Raw genomic sequence first — 24,129 nt, 5'->3', positions numbered from 1 at the left:
AATGTGCCAATGATCGAGATCGATGGGCTGAATCGGCGTATCCTGGACGAGCTCCAGTCCGACGGGCGCATGACCAACCAGCAGCTCTCCGAACGCGTGGGGCTTTCGCCGAGCCCGTGCCTGCGGCGGCTGCGCCAGCTCGAGGAGGAGGGCGTGATCTCGGGCTATGTCGCGCTGGTCGATCCCGATGCGGTGGGGCTGGGGGTGACGGCCTTCGTGCGGGTGCGCCTCGACCGGCAGGACGACCGGCACCTGGCGCGCTTCGAGGGCGCGATCGCGGCGATTCCCGAGGTCATGGAATGCTACCTGATGACGGGCGAGGCGGACTACCAGCTGCGCGTGCTCGTGCGCTCGCTCGCCGAGTTCGAGGATTTCCTGCGCTATCGCCTGACCCCGATCGCGGGTGTCGCGCAAGTGACCACCAGCTTCGCGCTGCGTCCGGTGGTCTACAAGACGGCCCTGCCACTGGATTGACGGCTGGAAAAGGCGTCTGGTGCGGGCGGCGGGACTCGAACCCGCACGATCAAGGATCAGGGGATTTTAAGTCCCCGGCGTCTACCATTCCGCCACGCCCGCGCACCATTGGCGAGCCCCCCGGTGCGAGGCGCCCGATGAGCTCGCGTGCGATCTGGCAGATCGCGCGGCCGGGGGCAACGCGGATCTCGCGGCCCGCGGGCGTAAAAACACCCAGGCGCTTCAGGTGACGTTGAGGCGCGCGCGCATTTCCTTGCCGGGCTTGAAATAGGGTACGCGCTTCTCGGGCACGTCGACACTTTCGCCGGTGCGCGGGTTGCGGCCCACGCGGCTTTCGCGGTGGCGGGTCGAGAAGGCGCCGAAACCACGCAGTTCCACGCGACCGCCGTCGGCCAGGCGCTGGCCGATTTCGTCGAAGAAGGTGTCGAGCGCGCTTTCCACATCTTCAATCCGCAGTTCCGGATTTTCTTTGGCGAGCGCCTGCAGCAGTTCGGATCTGATCATCGCATCCCCCAATCCCACCGGGTCCGATCATAGCGGATTCCCGAGGCCGGTTTCACAAACGGCCGAAAAAAATTCCGACCGGCGTCGAATCATAAAATTGCGTGTTCAAGCGACCGTGCGGAAAGGGAAAATGACATCAGATGGCTCACGACGCAACGGTTAAGCGCAAGCTGTCTCATTCTTGCAAGAATTGCAGCTTAGACGCGCCATCCTGCCTCAACCCCGCGCAACGAGCCTCTTCACAACGGGGGTTTTGGCGCTAGGCTCTCGGCCATTATGCGGCCCGCGCCCTCGTGTGTGCGGCGAGTTGGGCCCGGCAACACGATCATATAAGGGAAAACCGGGGTCGATGGCGACACATTATGCCGAAAGCGGGGATGCCCGCGGCACCATATTGGGGCACCCGAAAGGCCTCTTCGTCCTGTTCTTCGCCGAGATGTGGGAGCGTTTCTCCTACTACGGCATGCGCGCGCTGCTCATCTTCTACCTGACCAAGCACTGGCTGTTCTCGGACGGCGAGGCGGGGGTCATCTACGGCGCCTACACCGCGCTGGTCTACATCACCCCGGTGCTCGGCGGCTATCTGGCGGACCGTTATCTCGGGCAGCGCAAGGCGGTGGCCTATGGCGCGGTGCTGCTGACATTCGGGCACTTCCTGATGGGCTTCGAAGGGGCCGGTGGACAGGATGCGGCGAGCCTCAACGTGTTCTGGCTGGCGCTTGCCTTCATCATCGTGGGCTCGGGCTTCCTCAAGGCGAATATCTCGGTGATCGTCGGCCAGCTCTACCCGCGCACCGACACCCGGCGCGACCCGGCCTACACGATCTTCTACATGGGCATCAATCTGGGCGCCTTCCTCGGTTCGCTTTTGTGCGGGTACCTGGGCGAGGTCTACGGCTGGTCCTACGGTTTTGGCGCGGCGGGCTTCGGCATGCTGCTCGGCCTCGTCGTCTTCGTCATCTTCAAGCCGCTTCTGATGGGTCGGGGCGAGGCGCCCAAGCCGCTTTCCAGGGGCTTCGAATGGACGCTCTACGGCGTGGGCCTGATCGCGGTGCTGGCGTGCTGGTGGCTGGTGCAGAACCAGGCCGTGGTCGGCACGCTGCTGGGCATCTTCGGCGCCGTACTGGTGCTGGGCGTGGTGCTCTATTCGGTGATCAAGCTGCCCGGGCATGACCGCGATCGAATCCTCGCCGCTCTGTTCCTGATCTTCGTCTCGATCGTGTTCTGGGCGCTGTTCGAGCAGGCGGGCAATTCGCTTTCGCTGTTCACCGATCGCGACGTCGACCGCCACATCTTCGGCTGGGAAGTCCCCGCCTCGATGTTCCAGTCGCTCAACGCGGCCTACATCTTCCTGCTCGCGCCGCTCTTTGCGGGGCTGTGGACGCTGCTGGGCAAGCGCGGGTTCGAGCCCTCGGCCCCGCTCAAGTTCGGTCTCGGCGTCGTCCAGGTCGGCCTCGGCTTCCTCGTCCTCGTCTGGGGCGCGCAGGCGGTCGGCATGGAGAGCGCGGTTCCGGTCGTCTTCATCTTCCTCATCTACCTGCTGCACACGACCGGCGAGCTGTGCCTTTCGCCGGTGGGCCTTTCGGCGATGAACCGCCTGGCGCCCGCGCACATGGCCTCGCTGATCATGGGCACCTGGTTCTTCGCCTCGGCGACGGGCAACTTCGCGGCGGGCCTGATCTCGCAGGCCGCGGGCGGCGAAGGCCTCGAAGGGGCCGAAGCGGGCAAGGAGCTGGTGCTCGGCGTCTACTCGACCGTGGGCTGGTACGCGGTGGGCATCGGCGTCGTGGTCATGGTGCTGAGCCCGGCGGTGCGCTGGCTGATGCACCTCGACACGCTGCGCGACAACGACGCGCTTTCCGGCGGTGACGAAGCCGGGCTCGAGGCGCTCGAGGCGGGGGTCCATCCCGAACTCAAGCCGAACTGATCGAATTCCACCGGCCCGGTCCTCGATGACCGGGCCGGTTTTCCATGCAAACAGGGGCCAGACAACATGAGGATATCGCCTGAGATCGGGCGTTGGGGCAGCGCAGTCGCGCTGGCCCTCGCGCTCACCCTTGCGCCGCAGGCGCAGGCCAAGAAGAAGGACAAGGCACAAAGCGCCTCCACCGAGGTGCCTTACGCCTCGACCTACAAGCCCTATCCGGGCCGACCCACCGCGCTGGTGGGCGCCACCGTCTTCGACGGGCGCGGGCAGCGCATCGACAATGGCACGGTGCTCTTCGCGCAAGGCAAGGTCGTCGCAATCGGCGGCGGGGACCTCGCGATTCCGGAGGGCTACGACCGCATCGATGCCACCGGCAAGTTCGTGACGCCGGGCGTCGTCGACGCGCACTCGCACCTGGGCGACTACGCCTCGCCCGGCGTCGATGCCAATTCGGACGGCAACGAGGCGACCAGCCCGACCACGCCCGACGTCTGGGCCGAGCATTCGGTCTGGCCGCAGGATCCCGGTTTCAGCCGCGCGCTCGTCAACGGCGGCGTCACCTCGCTCCTGATCCTGCCCGGTTCGGCCAACCTCATGGGCGGGCGTTCGGTCCTGCTCAAGAACGTGCCGGCGATCACCGTCCAGCAGATGAAGTTCCCGGGCGCGCCCTATTCGCTCAAGATGGCCTGCGGCGAGAACCCCAAGCGCGTCTACGGCTCGCGCGGCATGAAGCCGTCCACCCGCATGGGCAACTTTGCGGTCAACCGCCAGACCTGGATCGACGCGAAGGCCTACATGGAGGGCGACCATTCCGAGCGCGACCTCGGCAACGAGACTCTCGAGGGCGTGCTGAAGGGCGAGATCCTCGTCCAGAACCACTGCTACCGCGCCGAGGAAATGGCGCTCGTGCTCGATATGGCCAAGGAAGCAGGCTACAAGGTCACCGCCTTCCACCACGCGGTCGAAGCCTACAAGATCGCCGACATGCTGCGCGAGGCGGACGTCTGCGCAGCCGTCTGGGCCGACTGGTACGGCTTCAAGATGGAAGCCTACGACGGCATTCCCGAGAACGCCGCGCTGATCGCCAAGCAGGGTGCCTGCGTCGTCATCCACTCGGACGATCCCAACGGCATCCAGCGGCTCAACCAGGCCGCCGCCAAGGCGCAGGCCGCGGGTCGTCGCATGGGGATCGACATTCCGGATGCTGAGGTCGTCTCGTGGTTCACCTACAATGCGGCCAAGACGGCGGGCGTTGCCGACAAGACCGGCAGCCTGGAGGAAGGCAAGATGGCCGACGTGGTGCTGTGGAACGGCAACCCGCTTTCGGTCTATACCCGCCCCGAGAAGGTCTGGATCGACGGCGCGATGCTGTATGACGCGGACAATCCCAAGATGCACCCGGTCAGCGATTTCGAGCTCGGCCAGCCCGGTGAAGGAGACGTGAAGTGAAGCGCATTCTCTCGCTCGCGACGGCTCTGGCCGCGCTCGCCGCGCCGCTCGCCGTCTCGGCGCAGGACCTCGCGATCACCAACGCCACGCTCGCCAAGGGCGACGGCAGCGCGCCGGTCGAGGGGGCGACCGTGCTCGTTCAAGGCGGCAAGGTCGTTGCAGCCGGTGTCGGGATCGCCGTTCCGGCAGGCCTCGAAACCGTCGACGGCACCGGCAAGTGGGTGACGCCTGGCCTCTTCGCCGCCTTCACCGACCTTGGCCTGTGGGATGTCCAGGCGGTCAGCGACAGCAACGATACCGAAGCCGACGACAGCCCGTTCAACGCCAGCCTCGACGTAGTGCCCGCGCTCAACCCGGCGAACGAGCACATCGCGGTCAGCCGCGAGGGCGGGGTGACCCGTGCCAGCGTGACCCCCGCGCCAGGCAAGTCGATCTTTGCCGGGCAGGGCGCGCTGATCGACCTGGGCCATGACGCGAAAATCGTCGATGCACCGCGTGCGTTCCAGCTTGTCGTGCTGGGCGAGAGCGGCGCGCGTCTTGCCGGGGGCAGCCGCGTCGCCGCCAGCGTCGTGCTCCACAACGCGCTGCGCGAGGCCAAGGCGCTGGCGAGCGCGTCTGCGGGGGCGGATCGGGCATCCGATGCCATGCTCACCCACGCCGATGCGGCCGCGCTGGTGCCCGTGGTGAAGGGCGAGCAGCCGCTCTACGTCAAGGCCGAGCGGGCCTCGGACATTCGCGCCGTGCTCGCGCTCAAGAGCGAGTTTCCCGCGCTGAAACTGGTACTCGTGGGCGCCACCGAAGGCTGGCTGGTCGCGCGCGAGATTGCGGCGGCGGGCGTGCCGGTGATCACCATGCCGCTGCGCGACCTGCCCGAGCAGTTCGAGGCGCTGGGCTCGACCCAGTCGAACACGGGCCGCATGGTCCAGGCCGGCGTCAAGGTCGCCATCGGCATGTTCAGCGGCGACAACCAGCCTCGCTGGGCGACCGAGCAGGCGGGCAACCTCGTTGCGCTGACCAGGATCCCCGGCGCCACCGGGCTGACCTGGGCGCAGGCCTTCGCGGCGATCACCTCGATCCCCGCCGAGATCAGCGGCGTGGGCGGCAAGGAAGGGATTCTGGCGCCGGGCGCGGTGGGCGACGTGGTGCTGTGGGACGGCGATCCGCTCGAGCTGTCCTCCGCGCCGGTCTCGGTCTGGATCGATGGCGTCAAGCAGCCCTTCGACAGCCACCAGGCGCGCCTGCGCGAGAGGTACAAGGACCTCGACCGCACCTACTTGCCCAAGGCCTACTCCTGGTAAGGACGTGTGGGCGCGAGGGGCGGCGGGTTCGTCGTCCCTCGCGCCCGCCTTGCCGATTGTCGCTTGCAGTTGGTCGCCTTTGGACGAGGCTGACTGCGGAGGAGAGTCGGCATGATCGCTTTTCGACAGGTCCGGTCCACGCCGGAGCGTGCGCGGCGCGCCGTTTTGCGGGGGCTTGCGGCAGGTGCGCTGTTGCTGTGCGCGCCGGGGCATGCGCAGTTCTATGTGCCTGAGCCGAACATGCTGCCGATGTCCTCGTTTCTGAACGATTCGTTCCTGTCCAATCAGGCCTTGAAGAAGGGGCCTTCCCGAGCAAGGCCCAGGTCGGCCCCGCCCTCTCGCTCGGGTGAGCCCAAGCCGGACGCGGGAAGCGCCCTCACTTTCCGGGGGGGCGCACCGCCGGTGATGCCCGCGCGGCTGGCCGCCACGGTTCCCGCGCCGGACCGGTCGCAGGCCGAGTCCCTGTTTGGCGAGATGCTGGTGACCTATCGTCGGATCGAGCGCCAGTTCGCCTTGCCGACGAACGACCTTGCCGGGGCTACCGCGGCCCTCCTGGTGGGGAGTTACCAGGCCTACCACGAAGAAACCTTGCCCGATGCCGCCTTTCCGGCGCTGGCGCGCCAATTGCGCGGCCCCCTTGCCGCTGAGACGGCGCTGGCGGCGATGAGCGAGGCCGAACGCCAGGCCTACTACGAACAGGCGGCGATCCTCGGCACCTATCTGGTGACCGTGCGCATCGGCTTGGAGAGGGCGCCGGATGCGGCGGCGCAGGCTCACCTTCGCGACGCGGGGCGGCGTTACCTCGCGCAGGCGCTGGGCGGAAATCCGGATCGCATCGTCATTTCGGCGACAGGGATGCGGGCCGCCCCTTGACGCCTTGCCGGGGAGAGGCGCGATCGAAGCACGTTCTGGCGCGTCGGGCTCAGGCTTTTGCCTGTCCCGAGCGGGTCAGGCGCGTGCTTCGCTCACGCCCTGGCTGTTGTGGCGCAGCGCAGAAAGAACGGTGTCGACGATCTGCGGCGCGTTGAGCCCAGCCTGGTCGTATTGGTTCTCGGGCTTGTCCTGGTCCTGGAACACATCGGGCAGGCGCATGGTGCGGATCTTGAGCCCGGCGTCGGTCAGGCCTTCGTCGCTCGCCATCGTAAGGACGTGGGCGCCCAGACCCCCGATCGATCCTTCTTCCACGGTGATGACCACTTCGTGGCTGAGCATCAGGCGGCGGATGAGATCGCTGTCGAGCGGCTTGGCAAAGCGCATGTCGGCGACGGTCGTGGGCAGGCCCTTGGCCTCGAGCGTGTCGGCGGCCTTGAGCGCCTCGCCAAGGCGGGTGCCGAGCGAGAGGATCGCGACCTTGCCGCCCTTGTCGGAGCCGCGCACGATCCGGCCCTTGCCGATCTCGAGGCGCAGCGGGGTCTCGGGAAGCGCGACGCCCACGCCATTGCCGCGCGGGTAGCGAAAGGCGATGGGGCCCTCGTCATACTGGGCGGCGGTGTGGGTCATGTGGACCAGTTCCGCCTCGTCGGCGGCGGCCATGACGACCATGTTGGGGAGTGTTGCCAGGTAGGTCACGTCGAACGAGCCGGCGTGGGTCGCACCATCGGCACCGACCAGCCCGGCGCGGTCGATCGCGAAGCGCACCGGCAGGTTCTGGATCGCCACGTCGTGGACGACCTGGTCGAAGGCGCGCTGGAGGAAGGTGGAATAGATGGCGCAGAACGGGCGCATGCCCTCGGCCGCGAGACCGGCCGCAAAGGTCACCGCGTGCTGCTCGGCGATGCCGACGTCGAAGCTGCGCTGGGGGAAGGCCGCGGCAAACTTGTCGAGCCCGGTCCCGGCAGGCATCGCGGCGGTGATCGCGCAGATGCGCGCGTCCTGCTCGGCCTCGGCCAGCAATGCCTTGGCGAAGACGCTGGTATAGCTCGGCGGGCCGGCGGGGGCCTTGCTCTGTTCGCCGGTGACGACGTTGAACTTCTGCACGCCGTGGTACTTGTCGGCGGCTTGTTCGGCGGGTTCGTAACCCTTGCCCTTTTGCGTGACGACGTGGAGCAGGATCGGGCCCTTGGCCGCGTCGCGCACGTTCTCGAGCACGGGGATGAGCGATTCGAGGTCATGCCCGTCAAGCGGGCCGACGTAGTAGAAGCCCAGTTCCTCGAACAAGGTGCCGCCCATCGCCATGCCGCGCGCGAATTCGTCGGTCTTCTTGGCGGCAACCTGGAGCGGACGCGGCAGCTTGGCGGCGAAACGGCGCGCCAGTTCGCGCAGGCCCAGGAATTTGCCCGAGGAGACGAGACGCGCGAGATAGGACGAGAGCCCGCCCACCGGCGGCGCGATCGACATGTCGTTGTCGTTGAGGATGACGATGAGGCGATTTCCCGCCGCCTCGGCGTTGTTCATCGCCTCGTAGGCCATCCCTGCGCTCATCGCGCCGTCACCGATCACGGCGATGCCGCGGCCGGGCTCGCCCTTGATCTTGTTGGCGATCGCGAAGCCCAGTGCGGCCGAGATCGAGGTCGAACTATGCGCGGTGCCGAAGGGGTCGTACTCGCTTTCGGAGCGCTTGGTGAATCCCGAAAGGCCGCCGCCCTGGCGCAGCGTGCGGATACGGTCGCGCCGGCCGGTCAGGATCTTGTGCGGGTAGGCCTGGTGGCCCACGTCCCAGATCAGGCGGTCCTGCGGGGTGTTGAAGACGTAGTGGATGGCGACCGTCAGCTCGACCACCCCAAGCCCCGAACCCAGATGCCCGCCGGTCTGGCCGACGGCGGCAATCGTCTCGCTGCGCAGTTCGTCGGCAAGCTGGCGAAGTTGCGCGGGAGCAAGCCGGCGCAGTTCTTCGGGCGTGGCGACAGTATCGAGGAGGGGCGTTGCCGGACTGGCGTTCATCTTAGTAGCCTTACACGTATGCGGCGGGCATGTCGATGCAATGGACCGATAGGCACCGACTTGGGTCCTAACCGGCGTCCGTAAGGATTGTGCCGCCCGAAAGTCAAGAATTAGACAAGCGACCCGGCGCGTCACACGCCCGGATGGTCAGCTCAACTGCACTTGGCGCATGTTCCGCGCAGTTCGACGACCGGGCGGACATCGGCGAAGCCATTGTCACGGGCCGCTTTTACCAGTGCATCGGTCAGCGTGTCGTCATCGATGTGAACGACCTGGCCGCAGGCGTCGCAGATCAGGAAGATGCAGTCGTGACGGCAACCGGGGTGCGAATTGGCGATGTAGGCATTCGCGCTTTCGACACGGCGTGCCAGATTGGTACGCACGAACAAGTCGAGGATGCGGTAGACACTGTTGGGGGCAATACGCTTGCCGCGCAGCGCCGAGACGCTTTCGGCAAGGTCGTAGGCCGAGGCCGGAGTCGTGCGTTCGGCGAGCGAGGCGAAGACGTCGGCGCGCATGTCGGTCCACTGCTCGCCCGCGGCGACCAGCACGGCGCGGGCGGCCGTCTTGAGGTTGTCACCACTGTGCTCGTGGTGGCCATGCGCGGTTTCGCAAATGTCAGGAAGTTCGGTGCCCATGGGAGGCAATATGGGCGATACCGGCCCGCTTCGCAATGCGGGCAACCGGCTTATGCCGCGTCAGTGCGTCGTCGCGGCTTCGGCCGGGGGCACCATCGTGTCCGACAGCGAGTGTCCGTTGCCAAGGCCCATGGCGCCGAACACCAGCAACGCACCGCCGGCGAAGCCGAGGGCGAAGAAGCGGGCAAATTCGGTCTTGATCAGGCGCATGTGTGTTCCAGCAAAGGTTGTCGAGGCCACCAGGGATCCTCGTAAGGGGCCCCTTTTGATTCAAATCGGCTTAGCGTCGAGTGAATAAAGGTCATCGCACGGTGCGCTCGCGGTGAACCGTTTGTCACATGCGGCGGCGTGTTGGCGGCGCGGGAACCTGTTACAATCCTGATACGGATGCGCCCGATCTTGCGAAGATTCCCAGAAGCGAAAGCAGCGCCAGCAGCAGGATCGGCAGCGCGGCACAGGCGAAGGGCAGCCCGAAGGCGGCCAGCCAGGCGGCCGGGTGCGACAGGCGACCCATGCGCAGCAGGATCGCCGAGATCATCAACCCGGCGATGAAGCCCAACGTGACCAGCGGGCCGAGCCATATCAGTGGCATTGTCCGGCCCGCCCCCGTCGGTCTCAGTGCCGGAAGTGGCGCATGCCGGTGAAGACCATCGCAAGGCCCGCCGCGTTGGCGGCAGCGATGACTTCATCGTCGCGGATCGAGCCACCCGGCTGGATGATCGCGGTGGCGCCCGCTTCGGCCGCGGCGAGCAGGCCATCGGCGAAGGGGAAGAAGGCGTCCGAAGCGACCGCGCTGCCAACCGTACGCGATTGCGCCCAGCCGAACTTCTCGGCGGCTTCGGCGGCCTTCATCGCAGCGATGCGCGAGCTGTCGCGGCGGTTCATCTGGCCTGCGCCGATGCCGGCGGTTGCGCCGTCCTTGGCGTAGACGATCGCGTTCGACTTCACGTGACGCGCGACGGTCCAGGCGAAGAGGCAGTCGGCGAGCTCGGCGTCGGTGGGCGCGCGCTCGGTCACCACCTTGAGATCGTCGAAGGAGATCGCGCCGTTGTCGCGGCCCTGGACGAGCAGGCCGCCTGTGATCGGCTTGACGTTGAGCCCGCCGCGGCGCGGATCGGGCAGTTCGCCGGTCAGGAGCAGGCGCAGGTTCTTCTTCTTGGCGAAGAAGGCGCGCGCCTCCTCGTCGGCGTCGGGGGCGACGACGACTTCGGTGAAGATCTGGCAGATCGCCTCGGCGGTGGGCCCATCGAGCGTCTGGTTGACGGCAACGATGCCGCCGAAGGCCGAGACGTCATCGCAGGCGAGGGCGTCGTTCCAGGCGCCGAGCAGCGTGTCGGCCTGGGCAACGCCGCAAGGGTTGGCGTGCTTGACGATGACCACCGAGGGCTTCTGGCCCTTGAATTCCGCGGCGAGTTCGAAGGCGGCGTCGGCGTCGTTGTAGTTGTTGTACGACAGCTCCTTGCCCTGGATCTGCTCGGCCTGCGCCAGACCCTTGGTGAAGGGGCCGACGGGGGTGTAGAGCGCGGCCTTCTGGTGCGGGTTCTCGCCGTAGCGCAGCGGGGTCGCGAGGCGGCCGTTGACCGAGAGCATCTCGGGGAATTCCTGGCCCTGGTCGGCGAAGGCGAACCACTGCGAGATCATCGAATCGTAGGCGGCGGTCTGCGCGAAGGCGCGCGCGGCCATCAGCTTGCGGAAAGCGAGCGTGGTGCAGCCGTCGGTCGCTTCCAGCTCGACCATCAGGCCCTCGTAGTCGACCGGGTCGGTGACGATGGTGACGTAGGCGTGGTTCTTGGCCGCCGAGCGGACCATCGAGGGGCCGCCGATGTCGATGTTCTCGATGATCGTGTCGCGGTCCGCGCCCTTGGCGACGGTTGCCTCGAAGGGGTAGAGATTGACGACGACGAGGTCGATCGCGCCGATTTCATGTTCGGCCATCGCGGCGGCATGTTCGGGGTTGTCGCGCACGGCGAGCAGGCCGCCGTGGACCTTGGGGTGCAGCGTCTTGACGCGCCCGTCCATCATCTCGGGGAAATTCGTGATTTCCGAGATGTCCTTCACCGCCAGGCCAGCGTCGCGCAGCGCCTTGGCGGTGCCGCCGGTCGAGACCAGCTCGACGCCGCGATCGGCAAGGACCTTGCCCAGTTCGGCAAGCCCGGTCTTGTCGGAGACCGAAAGCAGGGCGCGGCGGATCTGGACGGAATCGGTCATGGCTCGGAAGTGTCCTTGGCTGGAAAGGGCGACAGGTCTTTGCGCGCGCCCTTAAGGCCCTCTCTGGAAGGGGGCAAGGGCGCGCGCAAGGAAAAATGGCCGGAACGCGCCGTTCGGGCGCCGGGCAGCGGGCCTAGAGCGTGGCCAGGAAGCGTTCGATGGCGCGGGCGACGCCGTGCGGGTCGGCGGTGGGCTGGAAGTTGCCGCCCCCAGTGGTCGCGACCGGGGCCGTTGGGAACAGCGCGCGAGCGCGGTCGAGCTCGGCATGGAAGTAGTCGTCGGGCGAGGTGACGAGCAGGACCGGGGCCTGGATGAGCGGGGCGAGTGCGGGCGTGTCGCAACCCGCCACCGCGCGGTAGGCTTGGGGGCGGGCGCGCCAGGCGCGCAGCATGGCGAGGACTTCGCCGTGGATCAGTTCGGGATCGATGCCGGGATTGAAATGGGCCGCGTAGTTCCAGTTTTCCAGCAGGTGCGACCCGTCGGCGCGCGGGGTCAAAGGTTCGCCGAGGCCATCGAGGAAGCTCGCGCGCTCCTGGGGCGTCATCAGTTCGGCGCCCGCCATCATCACCGAGAGCACGCGTTCGGGGTGGCGTGCGGCCAGCAACATCGCGAGGCCCGATCCGGTGTGGTGGCCGAAGAGGTGGAAGCGCTCGGCACCCAGCGCGTCGAGCGCGGCGAGCAGCCAGGCCGCGTAGTCCTCGAGGCTGGGCCAGCCTTCGGGATCGAAGCTGCCACCGAAACCGGGGGTGTCGAGCGCGAGCAGCCGGTTGGGCAGCGCCAGTTCGGCCAGCAGCGGATCGTAGCTTTGCGCGGAACACGCGGTCTGGTGCAGGAAGACGATGGCTGGTTCGCAACCTGCCACCTCGCGCACGTGAAGCTGGCCCTCGGGCAGGTCGACGTAGCGCTTCGTGATCGTGTTCGGCATGTGCAGGGCCCCCCTCTCGCACCCCGCAAAGGGGCAAGGGGTGATCCTGTGGGGCTTTGGCGCGCGCGGGGCTGCGATGGCCGGGCTATCCGAGGGTCGGAGAGGGCGATGGCTTCGTGGGCGCGCGCCCGTTCAGTTCATCTTCTTGAGGAGCCAGCTGAAAGTGCCGCCGCCGCGTGAGACGAGGCCTTGGATTACGATCTGGTGCGTCGCCTGCGGGCGGCCGTTGCCGTCGACCCAGAGCGAATCCTCGATCTCGATCGGTCCCGCGCCCGAGCGGAACTGCCAGTAGCTGCCATCGGGCAGGACGATCGCCGCACCCTGGCCATCCTCGGTCGGCGCAATGGTGACCTCGGGGGCAAGGTGGAAGCGGATCGCATAGCCCACCTTGCCGCGCTTGGCCTTGCGCCCCGAGGGCACCAGCATGTCCTCGCCGCGCAGTTCCGAGCCGTCGTCGCGCAGGATCAGGATGCGGCGATGGGTGAGCGTGTAGCGCTGGGCATAGCCGTTGTGGCTGGCTTCGAGCCGGGTCGCGCTGGCGCCGCTCTCGGTTTCCATCGTCTTGCGCTCGACGTCGACCGCGTTGACGCCCTGGCCGATCGCGCCGTTGATGAGGATCGCGGTGGAGTTGGCATCGTCGAGCGTGAGCGTCGAATGCGCGGCGGTGGCGCGAAGGCCCTGGTCGAGCCGCGCGGGGACAAGCCCTCCGGCGCAGGCCGCGCCGCCGCAGTTGACGATCACGCGCTGGAAATTGTGCGAGAACTCGAAGGCCAGGGTCGAGGCGCAGCCGAACCGTCCATCGCGCGGCATCGGCGGGGGCGCGGTGTCGAACTGGAGGATCGACTTGTGCGCCGAGACGCGCTGGTAACCCCATTGGCGCACGTCGCGCAAAGGCCGCGTGCGCACGCCGCTTGCGGCGACGAGCGCCTCGACGGCGCTGGCGGGGATCGCCCAGCCACCCTGCCACGAACCGAGCGAGCCGTCGCCATGGCAGAGCGCGAGAAGCGGGGGCACCAGCATCTCGATGACGTGCTCCATCGCCTCGGGCGCCTCGCGTCGCGTCGCCTGGTAGCAATTGCGCAGCCGGACCAGCAGCGCGATCGCTTCCATTTGCGCCAGCGGGCTGCGCGAGAGCACGCCGCCGTCATCGCCCATCAGCTCGCCCAGCGCCTTCATCAGGCCCGCTTCGGCGTAAAGGCGGCGCGGGCGGCCCTCGGGCAGCAGCAGGCCGGCGGCGACGAGGCCGCACCAGCCCGCGACGGCGCCGAGCGCCTCGTCGGCATGGTGGACCTGGCGGTCGAGCCAACGCGCGGTGTCGGCGATGTGGCGCAGCATGCGACCCCGGAAAGTCTTCTCGCCCGAGAGGATCAGCGGGGCGTAGACGAGCCAGTTGAGCAGGCGCGTGCCGGTGTTCCCGACGCTCCAGGCCGGGCCCTTGCCGGGCTTCGCGGGGGGCGAGGGGTTGGCGTGGAGCCAGGCGGCGAGAATGCGCTCGGCGACGGGGGCGACCTGTTCGCGCGGGCCGCTGGCCTCGAGATCGGCGAGCCAGGCAAAGCTGTGCACGGTGCGCTCGAGCGGGGGCGTCATGCGCGCGGCGCCGCCGAAGTCGACCTGGGCGATCGGGGTCTTGGCGCCGTGGACGAGGAAGTGCCCGGCGCGCAGCGCCGTGCCCGAGCCGCGATTGCCCGGCACCGCAGCCCGAACCGTTGCGAGCAGGCGCGTGCGCGCCTTCTTGCCCATCGGCGTGGTCAGCATCGTGCCGGGGACGCCCAGCTTGTAGGCGAAGCGGATCAGCCGCTCGCCGGCACTGACCGAGGGCGGCGAGAAATCGACGAGCGCGAGCGCACGGCCGGTCTCGGACTGCTCGACGCCCACGATGGGGGCGGGAGCATCCGGCGTGTCAGGGGGGGGCGGTGCGGGGGCGCGCTTCGCGGCGCGGCTCTTGCCAGGTCTGTGCATGGTGCCCTCCTCGACGTCCGCCTCCTCGACAACCGCTTGTCCGGCGTCGGCGGCAAGGGAAACGGCCGAAGGGTCGTCAAGGTTGCGCGGGGCGGCGTCGATTTGAGGGTCGAGCCGCACCGCGTTCAGTCCAGGCCCTTGAGCTTGCGGATGTTGCCCGCATAGTGCTCGGGGCCGCCGCGGAAGGTGGCCGAACCGGCGACGAGCACGTCGGCGCCCGCAGCCACGCACTGCGGCGCGGTCACGGCATCGACGCCGCCGTCGACCTCGATCAGGATCTCGCGGCCCGACTTCTCGATCATCTTGCGCACCGCCTCGATCTTGCGCAGCTGGCTGGAGATGAAGCTCTGCCCGCCGAAGCCGGGGTTCACGCTCATGATCAGGACGAGGTCGATCTCGTCGATCAGGTAGTCGAGCATCTTGGCCGGGGTCGCCGGGTTGAGCGAAATGCCCGCCTTCTTGCCCAGCTTCTTGATCGTCTGCACCGTGCGGTGGACGTGGGGGCCGGCTTCGGGGTGGACGGTGATGATGTCCGCGCCGGCTTCGGCGAAGGCCTCGAGGTAGGTGTCGACCGGCGAGATCATCAGGTGCACGTCGAAGGTCTTGGCCGAGTGCGGGCGCAGCGCCTTCACCACGGCCGGGCCGATCGTGATGTTGGGCACGAAGTGGCCGTCCATCACGTCGACGTGGATCCAGTCGGCGCCGGCTTCATCGATGGCGCGCACTTCCTCGCCAAGACGCGCGAAGTCGGCGGACAGGATCGACGGGGAAATGAGCGGCGTGGTCATGGATCTGATGGAACTCCTCTAGTTCATCCGATAGGACACCCCATGTTGGGGCGGCAAGGCGTGGAAGGAGCCTTTTCCACACACGATATGGGGTTTGCGCCGTCCCGGATCCTTTCGGGCGGCCGAAGGTTGGGGTTGGGGCATCTCGGCGAGGGACGGGCCCGGGCGAAAGACCGTGAAATTCACAGCCTATTAAGCGCGGCCCACCTAGTGCGGAGCCATGAAGTCCTGCCGGAGGGCGGGCGGGTCCGATCCGTTTCAGCGATGGAGCGAGACCCTGAAATCGAGTGGAATCGAGGATAGGACGGAAATGATTCGAAGCGAATTGCGCGCCCGGGGACTTGGCATCGTGGTGGCTGCGGGCGTTCTCGCCGCAGGGTTCGCCACGCCGGCGCTGGCGCAGTACCGCCACAAGATCGGCAACGACATGGGCAAGTGCCAGGCCGGAAGCGGCTCGGCGCTGATGGTGACGGTGGACGGGGTGACGGCTTCGCGCGGCACGCTGCGCATCCAGTCCTATCGCGCCACCAAGGCCGAGTGGCTCGAGACGGGCAAGTGGCTCGCGCGCATCGAAGTGCCCGCCAAGGCCGGGACGATGACGTTCTGCCTGCCGGTACCGGGTCCGGGGACCTACGGCGTCGCGGTGCGACACGATCTCAACAACAACGGCAAGACCGACCTTTCCGAAGACGGCGGTGCGATGTCGAACAACCCCTCGATCAACATCTTCAACCTCGGCAAGCCCAGCTATACCAAGGTCGGGGTGCCGGTGGGCGACGGGGTCAAGTCGATCCGGATCGCGATGAAGTACATGTGATCCGCGCGCCGCGGCGATCGGCCGGGACGGTCGTTCAGCCGCGCGCGGAGAGGATCCGGCGCACGTCGACGAGGTCGGAAGGCTTGTCGACGTCGACCGCGGCGAGGCCGTCGCGCGCGGCGACGCAGGTTGCCGCAATGCCGATCTTGGCCCCCAGTCGCGCGATCGCGTCGGTCATCGTCAGGCGCCCGGCGAGGAAGCGGATCAGCATGCCCGGCCCCAGCCGCATGGCGATGCGCCAGGGACGCTTGCGGTCGGCCTCGACCGCCTTCCAGGTCTCGATCGCGCCCAGGGCCTGCGGGCGCGCGAGCAGGAACAGGTTGCACCCCGACCAGGCTCCGTCGGCCATCCTGAGCCAGGTGCGCTGGCTACCGGGCAGCGCCTTCTCCACCGCCTCGCGCTTCGCGAGCAGGATCGCGACGTCGCTGTCGTGTCCGGCATCGGCCACGAAATCGGTGACCCAAACGCTCTCGAGCAGCGCGTGGTCGGCCGTGGTCACCAGCATCGGCGCGCCCAGATGTGCGAAACCGGCGGCAACGCTGGCGCTCGGGCCCGCCTCGGCGGGGAGCACTTCGCAGCCCAGGTCCTGCGCGAGGGCGATGACCTCGGGCGCATTCGCGACGACCGCGATGCGCACGATCCCGGCGCCGCGCAGCGCCGCGACCACGCGCGCCAGCATCGGCGTGCCCTCGATCGGAACGAGCGCCTTGTGCGCGACCTTCTCGGCGCTGGCGACGGGATCGGGGGCGCCGGGGCGCGAGCCGGCGAGGACCAGCGCACTGAGCGGCGGGGCGGTGTCGAGGAGGGTGTCCATCAGGCGGCGCGGTTGTCGGTATCGGGCGCGTTTGCGGCGCGTGTCGAGGCCCGGGCAGCGGCCTTGCGGGCGCGCCACACGCTCCACAGCACCGCGGGGGCGGCGAGCACCGGATGGCGCTCGCGCCAGGGGGTGACGGCGACGGGGACGCCGGTGTGGCGCTCGATCTTCCAGGCGGCGTAGCGCGCGGCGCCGTCGAAGGTGGTCGAGGCCTTGATCAGGCGCAGCACGTTGTAGGGCTTGCCGAGGCGCTGGCGGCGTTGCCACCAGGCGCGCGTGCGGGCGCGGGACGCTTTGTCGATCTCGGGTCGGATCGTGCCGGTCGGTCCGCCGCGCGCGAAAGGTATGCCCTGTGCCACCAGAGCGAGTGGGAGCAGGCCGTCGAAGTGGTCGCGATTGGCCGAGAGGATCGAATCCTCGCGGCCCGCCTTTTCGACGCGGAACTCGGCGGCGTACGTGGCGCGGAACAGCGCGCGCCAGTAGTCCTCGGGGCTGCCGGTCTCGGGGCCGAGCGCGATGGCGAGGCGCGCAGCGGTCATCGCGGCGCCCGCGACGGCCTCGCCAGTGCGGCGCGCGGCGACCTCGTCGCGGCTCCAGACAAGAGCGCTGGGCTGTACGAAGCGGGCCCAGATGGTGGTGTCGAGGCATTCGCCCGCGGCCGCCGCGCGGAAGGTTTCGAGCGGCATCGTCGCCACTTTGGCGCGCAAGTCGGCCTCGGGCACACCTTCGCCATCGGCCGGCCCGCAAGTCCACTCGTGATAGCTCACGCGCGGCCAGATCTTCTCGACCTGAGGCCCCGCGGTGAGGATGTAGAAGTCGAGTACCCCCTCGAGCGAGCCGGTGCGCAAGTTCGAGCCGTAGAACAGCACCGCCAGCACGGGCAGCGGCGAGTGCGCGGCGAGGCGCTGCGCGAAGGCGGCCACAGCCGGTTCGACGGGTCGTTCAAGCGCGGTGCGGATCCGCCCCGGGAGGTCTTCGCTCATGACGCTATGCTCGGGCAAGGCCGCCCTGAAATCAAGACGGAGGGAATTTCGGGCGGTCGAGGGCGCTCAGGGCACCACGAAGGTCAGCTTGGGGCCCTCGTCCATGATGTAGCGGCCTGCGGGGAAGGCCTCGCCGTCGAGGATGAACGAGCCCTCGATGTCCATTTCCACGTCGCTGGTGGCGAAGCGGTGCAGGCCGCGCTTCTCGAGGAAGCGGCCGGAAAGGCCGAACATGATGAGCGGGATCAGCGCGAGTACGAGGCGGTTGGGCCAGTCGAGCACGATCATCTTGAGGCCGGGCGCCACCTTGCTGCCGAACGGGCGCGCGCCGAGCGGGAATCGCTCGAAAGTGGTGGCGATCGCAAGGAAACGCTCGTCGGGCTCGCCCGGTCCCGTGCGCGGCAGCAGTCGGCCGGTTAGCCGGTCGAGCAGGCGCGTGGGCGTTCCGCTGCGCCAGATGTTGCCGGCGCGGCCGAACAGCGACTGCAGCACGCCCCACAGGATCGAGAGGCCCACCGCCGCCGAATTGAAGGCCCCGCGCCGGTGCGCTTCCTGGCCCGCCTCGGTGCACAGGGTAAAGGCGCCGGTGCCCAGGATGAAGCCCTGGACCGAGGCCAGGCCTTGCGCCGCCGCGTCGGCCGAGGTGATGCGCAAGGGGTGGCGGGTGACCGTGTTGCCCTTGTGCGCGGCGGCGATCGCTTCGGTCAGCGTCCACTTGCCGGGCAGGCCGAGATCGACCGTCAGCGCGTTGGTCTTGCCCTTGGGCAGCACGATCAGGCGCGGCCAGGTGTCGCCGAAGACTTGCGCTCCGCAGGTGAGCACGTCGCGCACGGTGCCGTCGCCGCCGTCGATCACTAGGTAGTCGATCCCGCGCCGGGCGAAGCCGGCCAGCGTCAGGAACAGGTCCTCACGGCTCTTGGGCGTTTCGGTCAGGATGTTGGAACAATCCGCCATCTCGGCGGCCACGCCCTTGTTGCGGTGGCTGCGCGGATTGCGGATGATGCCGACGAGCGGAACGGCGGGTGCGTGGCGCACCGGACGGGCCTTGCGCGCGCGTTCGCTTTCGCGGTTGAGGGTTGCCTTGGGCAGCGAGCTGAATTCGTAAATGTTTCCGTGCACGGGAGGCGCTATAACCGCAGATGCACAAAAAATCACGCAGGATCGCATGAATGCCAGATTAATCCTGCATTTTTGTGACGTTTTGCGCGGTTTGCCGCCACTTGTCCATCGTTATTTTACAGTTGATTACCGGCTTGCGACGTTGATGCGACAGGAAATCGTTCCGCAATGCGGAAAATGTGCCGCTTCCAGGTGAATTCGCGCAGTGTCCGAGCGTGCGCCGCAGCCCCCAGCGATTCGCGAAACGGCGCATCGGTGACGAGTCGCGACAGCGCCCGGGCAATCGCCTCCTCGTCGTGCCCGTCGACAGCAAGGCCGTGGACTTCGTCCTCGATCAGTTCGCGCGTGCCGCCGTCGATCCCGGCGACGACCGCACTGGCGGTGACCATGGCATCGGCGATGGCAATGCCGAAGCCCTCGAAGTCGCGCCCCCCGTCGGCCTCGATCTGGGGGTGAAGGAAGATATCGGCTTCGCGGTAGAGCTGTTCGACGCGCGCAGTGGGCATGAAACCGGCCACTTCCACGCAGTCTTCCAGACCGAGGTCGGCGACGAGCGCGCGGATGCGTTCGAGTTCGGGGCCGCGGCCGCCGATCACGTAGCGAAACGAGGCGCCTTCCCCCCGGACCCGCGCGCAGGCCCGCACGGCGGCGGCGACGTTCTTGCGCGGCTCGAGCCGGCACAGCGTGAAGATCAGCGGGACGCCCTCGTGGCGCGCGCTGTGCTTGACGGGGAGGGGGGCGTCCGGGTCGGGCTCCTGGCTGAGCCCGTTCCAGGCGACGAGCGGCGCGGAGGCGTCCGGGCCCAGCCGCTCGGACAAGCGCATCGCGCTGTAGTGACTGACGGCGAGGATGCCCCGCGCCCGGCGCGCGACGCGGCGCATCAGGCGCAGCGCGATTCCCGCCGGGTACATGAACTCGCGCCCGTGGAACGTGGTGATGTAAGGCAGGCCGAGCAGCATCGGCACCACCGAGGTGCGCCAGGTGGTGGCGTGGAGGAAGGCAGGCGCGCCCTCGCTCCGGCGCTTGGCGCCGAGCGCCTTGAGCAGGCGGAGCGGGACCATCGGCGACTTGCCCGCGCCGATGTCGACGAGGCGGGCCGCGCCCAGCGTCTCCTCGCGCGGGCCCGCGCTGGTCTGGGTGAAGACGGTGACCCGCGCCCCGGCGCGGGCATAGGCCTCGGCCACGCCTTGGGCATAGGTCTGCATGCCACCTTCGTCGGGCGCATAGCCCTTGGCCATGACCCAGACGGGGGCACCGTCGAGCGCGGCGAGGGGATCGGGGGAAGTCATGGTAGGGCTCACGCCTCCGAGGATGCGAGGAATTGCGCGATGGCCTTCGCCCCGCGGAGCGCGGCAGGCTCGTCGGTGACCGAGAAGGTGTCGGCGAGCATCGCGCGCTGGACGGGCAGGTAGCGGTCGCGCGTGGCGATGGCGTTGCGCACGCCCGCGAGGATGTCGGTGCCGGGGCCGATCACCGGGCCTGCCTTCCAGTGCGCGTAGTCGGGATCGTTCTCCCAGGCGGTCTGGTGCGCGTCGAGGAACAGGCACGGGCGGGGATGGTAGAGGAACTCGTAGACCTGGCTGCTGACGTCACCGATGTAGATGTCGGCGCTGTTGGTGTAGGTCATGTCGGTCGAGGCCGCGCTGCCGAGGTCGACGTGGATGTTGGGGGCCTCGGCAAAGCGCGCGGCGGGCGGATGCATCCGGCGGATCGCGGGCGGATTGATGGTCACCGTCCAGCGCCGGGCGAACATCATGACGTGCGGCGCGAAGACGAGGTTGAATTCGTTCGAGGCGGCGAAGGCCTCGAGCAGGGCTTCGCCCATCGTGAACCAGCTCGAGAGCCTGGGCGAGGGGTGCGGGTTGTAGAGCACGGTCGGACGCGAGGCTTGCGCGAAGCCGAGGTCGCGGCGATTCGCGCCGCACAAGTCGAACTTCGAATAGCCCACCACGCGAATGCGCGCCGGATCGACCCCGGCGTCGGCGACGAGGCGCCGTTCGATCTTCGGGCCTGCCACCAGCACGAGATCGAAGCGTGCGCTTTCCTTACCGAAGCCGATCGCGCGGTCGCCAGCGCCATGGCGGGTGTGGATGATCTTCAGGTTGTCCAGCCCGTAGCGGGTCTTGAGCAGGAGCGAGGTCTTTTCCGCCACCACGAGCGCGTCGAAGCCGCGGAAGAATTCGAGGTTGTCGCGGTAGACCAGAAGCTTGCGCGCGGGGATGAGACCCTCGAGGCCGCGCTGGAGCAGGCGCGAGGTGCGCGTGTGCAGGCCGAGCGTGACCAGTTCGCACAAACCAAGGTCCGCGCCGGCGAGCGTGCGCACGCTCTGCTCGATGCGCGCTTCGGTCACCGCCAGGGTAACCTTGGCGAGGCCGGTGCGGGCCAGTTCCAGCGCGATCGGCAGGCTGTGGGCGATCTGGTGGGTCTGATCGTGGTTGAAGAGAAAGCAGATCCGGGTCACGCCCGGCGCGCTATCCGATTTCCCGGCCCTTGCCTAGGTCCACGAGGCCCTTGCCCCGTGCGTGAGGCCTTGTGCGACGCCTTGACGCGCCTCGCGAAGCGAGCTTTGCCGCTGCGTTGAGCCAGGCGCGCGCAGGGCTGTGGGACCCGGCGAACGGAGGCGACGTTACAGCTCGATACACCCTGCTACACCGTTTGACCGCTGATCGCTTGCCCTCCCTCGCAAACTGGTACACAGCGCGCCAGATGTCTGCCCCCGAGACCCTCTCCCAGCCGGCGCACTCCACCGCGCGCCGCATCCTGCGAAACACCGCCTGGCTGCTGGGCGGCAAGGGCTTTGGCGGGCTGTGCTCGATCATCTACCTCGCGATCCTGTCGCGTTCGCTGGGGGTCAAGCATTTCGGCCACTTCTCGCTGATCTTCGGGACCGCCCAGGCGCTCGTCGCGATCGCCGGCTTCCAGACCTGGCAATCGGTGGTGCGCTACGGGGCGAGCTATGTCCACGACAAGGACTGGCTGCGTTTCGCCCGGCTCTCGATGCTGTGCGGGCTGATCGACGCGGCGGGCTCGGTGCTCGGTTGCGGCATCGCGGTGATCGTGTTCCTGGGCTTTGCCGACTTGCTGAGCCTCAACCCGGCCTACGTGACGATGGCGCTGGTGTTCAACTGCGCGCTCATGTGGGGCCGCGTTTCGGCGCCCACGGGGATCATGCGCGCGCTCAACCGCTTCGATATGGCGGTCTACGTCGAGGCGGTGGTGCCGGTCGGGCGGCTCTTCGCGGCGGCCTTCATCTGGTGGTATGGGCCAAGCGTCGAGCTGTTCCTGTTCGCCTGGGCCGCAATCGATATTGCCTCGGCCATGGCCTATTGGGTCATGGCGCTGCGCCTCATTCCCGGTTCCTCGCCGTTTGCCGCCTTGCGCCAGTGGCGCAGCGCCTGGAAGGAAAACCCGGGCATCGGCCAGTTTCTGCTCGCCACTTCGGGCTCGAGCACGCTCGATGCGGTCTACAAGCAGGGGCCGCTGCTCGCGGTCGGCTATTTCCTGGGTACCAAGGCGGCGGGTATCTACCGCCTTGCCGACCAGCTCGCGCAAGGCTTCAGCAAGCTCTCGACCCTGATCGCGCGCGCGATCTACCCCGAGGTCAACCGCGCGCGGGTGGCCGATTCGGCGCAGCAGTTCGGGCGCATGGTCAAGCGCATCAACCAGGTCGCCGGGATCGCAGGCGGCATCGTCGTGGTGGTGGCGATCGCCATCGGCGGCAAGCTGCTCGGCCTGATCGGCGGCGAGGCCTTCGCGCAAGGCGGGGCAGTGCTCGTCCCGCTGGCGATCGCGGCCAGCTTCGGCCTTGCCAGCGTGGCCTTCGAACCGGTGCTCCACGCCACCGGCCGCGCCCGGCTGGCGCTGGTGGGCCGGGTCCTCTCGGTTCTCGCGCTCGCGGTGGCGGTGGTCGGCCTCAACCACTTCGGTGCCATCGGTATCGCGTGGGCGGTGTGCTGCGCGGCGGCGACCAACTACGCCGCGCTCGGCATCATGGCCTGGCGCGCGCTCGGTCGCATGCCGCACGAAGACGCGCCCGCCGTTGGTGAACTGCCCCCCGAAGCGTACTGAGCCCGCAGCGGGGCGGGCCCCCTCGACAGCGCGGGCCGCGCTCGCCATCATGGCGCGATGACCCTTCTTGCCCAAGCCGATTGCTCCGAGGCCGTCACCGCGCGCATCGTCGCGCTGCGCCGCGCCATCCATGCCGAGCCCGAACTCGGCCTCCACACGCCGCTCACCCGTGACAAGATCCGCGCCGAGCTGGCCGACCTCCCGCTCGAATGGGCCGAAGGGCCGTCCACCACAGGGCTCGTCGCGACGCTCAAGGGCGGCGCGGGCAGGGGGCGCACGGTGCTCCTGCGCGGCGACATGGACGCGCTCGCGATGCCCGAGGAGACCGGGCTCGACTTCGCCTCGACGATTCCGGGAGCGATGCACGCCTGCGGCCACGACACCCATGTCGCGATGCTGGCCGGCGCAGCGCGGCTGCTCGCGGGCAAGGCCGCCGACCTCGCGGGCGAGGTGCGCTTCATGTTCCAGCCCGGCGAGGAAGGCTGGCACGGCGCGCGCTTCATGCTCGAGGACGGGCTGCTCGGCGGGCCCGGTACCGATCGCGCACTGCCCGAGGCGGCCTTCGCGCTCCACGTCATGCCCAACGCGCGCCACGGCATGATCGGCGGACGCGCCGGGCCGTTGATGGCCTCGGCCGACCAGCTGCGGATTACCGTCACCGGGCGCGGCGGCCATGCCTCGATGCCGCACGACACGCTCGACCCGATGCCCGTCGCCTGCGAGATCGTGTCCGCGCTCCAGACGCTGGTGGCGCGCCGCTTCCCCGTGTTCGATCCGGTCGTCGTCACCATCGCCAAGATCGCGGCGGGCAGCGCGCACAACGTCATTCCCGACCGGGTCGAGATGCTGGGCACGATGCGTTCGCTCTCGCGTGCCAACCGCGAGCGGCTGCGCGCCGAAGTGCCCGAGCTGGCGCAGGGCATTGCCCGGGCGCACGGGCTTCACGCCGAAGTGGAGGTTCTCGAGGGCTTTCCGGTCACCGTTTGCGCGGGTGAGGCGGTCGCGCTCGGCGAGGCGCTGGCGGGGGACCTCTTCGGCCCCGAAACCTTCGAGCGGCTCGAAAATCCGATCATGGGGGCGGAGGATTTCGCCTACGTGCTCGAGAAAGTGCCCGGGGCGATGTTCTTCCTGGGCGTTGCCGAGGAGGGTGCAGACTGGCGCCAGTGCTGTGGCATCCATTCGACCCGGATGATGGTCGACGAGCGCGCGCTGCCCAAGGGCGCGTTGTTCCTCGCCGGGCTCGCCGAGCGCTTCCTCGCGCGCGGCTGGGAGGTCTGA

Annotated in this window: 22 protein-coding genes and 1 tRNA gene; 8 read left to right on the top strand and 15 right to left on the bottom strand. The window is 68.4% G+C overall.

The window, feature by feature from the left end; translation table 11 throughout:
* The first annotated feature begins 9 nt into the window (after positions 1–9).
* Positions 10–474: an Lrp/AsnC family transcriptional regulator gene (locus HT136_RS10120; protein WP_214199651.1), complete on the top strand. Its 465-nt coding sequence runs from the start codon at positions 10–12 to the stop codon at positions 472–474.
* Positions 475–491: 17 nt separating this feature from the next.
* Here HT136_RS10120 and HT136_RS10115 read toward each other — a convergent pair.
* Positions 492–576, bottom strand: a tRNA-Leu gene (locus tag HT136_RS10115).
* Positions 577–696: 120 nt separating this feature from the next.
* Positions 697–978, bottom strand: a complete 282-nt coding sequence (locus tag HT136_RS10110; protein WP_214199650.1) for an integration host factor subunit beta — start codon at positions 976–978, stop codon at positions 697–699.
* A 349-nt stretch (positions 979–1,327) separates the two neighbouring features.
* Here HT136_RS10110 and HT136_RS10105 point away from each other — a divergent pair, with 349 nt between their 5' ends.
* The 4 genes from HT136_RS10105 to HT136_RS10090 all read left to right on the top strand — a co-directional run bounded on the left by HT136_RS10105 (position 1,328) and on the right by HT136_RS10090 (position 6,525).
* Positions 1,328–2,905 (top strand): peptide MFS transporter, encoded by a 1,578-nt coding sequence (locus tag HT136_RS10105; RefSeq protein WP_214199649.1) that lies wholly within the window; start codon positions 1,328–1,330, stop codon positions 2,903–2,905.
* A gap of 66 nt (positions 2,906–2,971) precedes the next feature.
* Entirely contained in the window at positions 2,972–4,354 is a 1,383-nt protein-coding gene (locus tag HT136_RS10100) for an amidohydrolase (RefSeq protein ID WP_214199648.1), read from the top strand.
* Positions 4,351–5,652, top strand: a complete 1,302-nt coding sequence (locus HT136_RS10095; protein ID WP_214199647.1) for an amidohydrolase family protein — start codon at positions 4,351–4,353, stop codon at positions 5,650–5,652. Before HT136_RS10100 ends, HT136_RS10095 begins: the two co-directional genes overlap by 4 nt.
* A gap of 111 nt (positions 5,653–5,763) precedes the next feature.
* Complete coding sequence (locus HT136_RS10090) at positions 5,764–6,525, top strand: DUF6683 family protein (RefSeq protein WP_214199646.1); 762 nt, start codon at positions 5,764–5,766, stop codon at positions 6,523–6,525.
* A 75-nt stretch (positions 6,526–6,600) separates the two neighbouring features.
* Here HT136_RS10090 and dxs read toward each other — a convergent pair whose 3' ends face one another.
* The 8 genes from dxs to rpe form a co-directional block, all read right to left on the bottom strand.
* Positions 6,601–8,532 carry a 1-deoxy-D-xylulose-5-phosphate synthase gene (dxs, locus tag HT136_RS10085; protein ID WP_214199645.1) on the bottom strand — a complete coding sequence of 644 codons (1,932 nt, stop codon included), beginning with the start codon at positions 8,530–8,532 and terminating at the stop codon, positions 6,601–6,603.
* A 152-nt stretch (positions 8,533–8,684) separates the two neighbouring features.
* A complete protein-coding gene (locus tag HT136_RS10080) occupies positions 8,685–9,170 on the bottom strand; it encodes a Fur family transcriptional regulator (RefSeq protein WP_214199644.1) in 486 nt (161 codons plus the stop codon).
* A gap of 60 nt (positions 9,171–9,230) precedes the next feature.
* The gene (locus tag HT136_RS10075) at positions 9,231–9,380 is read right to left on the bottom strand and encodes a hypothetical protein (RefSeq protein ID WP_214199643.1); all 150 of its coding nucleotides are present in this window, start codon (positions 9,378–9,380) and stop codon (positions 9,231–9,233) included.
* A 160-nt stretch (positions 9,381–9,540) separates the two neighbouring features.
* Positions 9,541–9,762: a hypothetical protein gene (locus HT136_RS10070; protein ID WP_214199642.1), complete on the bottom strand. Its 222-nt coding sequence runs from the start codon at positions 9,760–9,762 to the stop codon at positions 9,541–9,543.
* Between the two features lie 23 nt (positions 9,763–9,785).
* Positions 9,786–11,378 carry a bifunctional phosphoribosylaminoimidazolecarboxamide formyltransferase/IMP cyclohydrolase gene (gene purH, locus HT136_RS10065; RefSeq protein WP_214199641.1) on the bottom strand — a complete coding sequence of 531 codons (1,593 nt, stop codon included), beginning with the start codon at positions 11,376–11,378 and terminating at the stop codon, positions 9,786–9,788.
* 133 nt (positions 11,379–11,511) lie between these two features.
* On the bottom strand, positions 11,512–12,303 hold the full coding sequence (locus HT136_RS10060) for an alpha/beta fold hydrolase (RefSeq protein WP_214199640.1): 792 nt from the start codon (positions 12,301–12,303) through the stop codon (positions 11,512–11,514).
* Positions 12,304–12,435: 132 nt separating this feature from the next.
* Positions 12,436–14,262, bottom strand: a complete 1,827-nt coding sequence (locus HT136_RS10055; protein WP_214199639.1) for a heparinase II/III family protein — start codon at positions 14,260–14,262, stop codon at positions 12,436–12,438.
* A gap of 125 nt (positions 14,263–14,387) precedes the next feature.
* Positions 14,388–15,050: a ribulose-phosphate 3-epimerase gene (gene rpe, locus HT136_RS10050; RefSeq protein ID WP_214199638.1), complete on the bottom strand. Its 663-nt coding sequence runs from the start codon at positions 15,048–15,050 to the stop codon at positions 14,388–14,390.
* A 310-nt stretch (positions 15,051–15,360) separates the two neighbouring features.
* On the opposite strand from rpe, the gene HT136_RS10045 reads away from it, so the two are divergent.
* Entirely contained in the window at positions 15,361–15,867 is a 507-nt protein-coding gene (locus HT136_RS10045; protein ID WP_214199637.1) for a DUF2141 domain-containing protein, read from the top strand.
* Between the two features lie 34 nt (positions 15,868–15,901).
* Here HT136_RS10045 and HT136_RS10040 read toward each other — a convergent pair whose 3' ends face one another.
* The 5 genes from HT136_RS10040 to HT136_RS10020 all read right to left on the bottom strand — a co-directional run bounded on the left by HT136_RS10040 (position 15,902) and on the right by HT136_RS10020 (position 21,244).
* Positions 15,902–16,681: a nucleotidyltransferase family protein gene (locus tag HT136_RS10040; RefSeq protein ID WP_214199636.1), complete on the bottom strand. Its 780-nt coding sequence runs from the start codon at positions 16,679–16,681 to the stop codon at positions 15,902–15,904.
* Positions 16,681–17,664, bottom strand: a complete 984-nt coding sequence (locus HT136_RS10035) for a hypothetical protein (RefSeq protein WP_214199635.1) — start codon at positions 17,662–17,664, stop codon at positions 16,681–16,683. The genes HT136_RS10040 and HT136_RS10035 overlap by 1 nt, the downstream gene beginning before the upstream one ends.
* A gap of 66 nt (positions 17,665–17,730) precedes the next feature.
* Positions 17,731–18,783, bottom strand: a complete 1,053-nt coding sequence (locus tag HT136_RS10030) for a diacylglycerol kinase family protein (RefSeq protein ID WP_343222157.1) — start codon at positions 18,781–18,783, stop codon at positions 17,731–17,733.
* A 116-nt stretch (positions 18,784–18,899) separates the two neighbouring features.
* A complete protein-coding gene (locus tag HT136_RS10025; RefSeq protein ID WP_214199633.1) occupies positions 18,900–20,072 on the bottom strand; it encodes a glycosyltransferase family 4 protein in 1,173 nt (390 codons plus the stop codon).
* Between the two features lie 8 nt (positions 20,073–20,080).
* Positions 20,081–21,244 carry a hypothetical protein gene (locus tag HT136_RS10020; protein ID WP_214199632.1) on the bottom strand — a complete coding sequence of 388 codons (1,164 nt, stop codon included), beginning with the start codon at positions 21,242–21,244 and terminating at the stop codon, positions 20,081–20,083.
* A 245-nt stretch (positions 21,245–21,489) separates the two neighbouring features.
* Between HT136_RS10020 and HT136_RS10015 the strand changes: the two genes are divergently transcribed.
* Together HT136_RS10015 and HT136_RS10010 are read left to right on the top strand one after the other, a co-directional pair.
* Positions 21,490–22,851 (top strand): lipopolysaccharide biosynthesis protein, encoded by a 1,362-nt coding sequence (locus HT136_RS10015; protein ID WP_214199631.1) that lies wholly within the window; start codon positions 21,490–21,492, stop codon positions 22,849–22,851.
* A gap of 57 nt (positions 22,852–22,908) precedes the next feature.
* Positions 22,909–24,129: a M20 metallopeptidase family protein gene (locus tag HT136_RS10010; RefSeq protein ID WP_214199630.1), complete on the top strand. Its 1,221-nt coding sequence runs from the start codon at positions 22,909–22,911 to the stop codon at positions 24,127–24,129.

It is taken from the genome of Novosphingobium profundi (assembly GCF_018491765.1).
Taxonomy (GTDB): Bacteria; Pseudomonadota; Alphaproteobacteria; order Sphingomonadales; family Sphingomonadaceae; genus Novosphingobium; species Novosphingobium profundi.
Note: the sequence above shows the minus strand (reverse complement) of the source record. Positions and strands in the feature narration are given on the sequence as shown.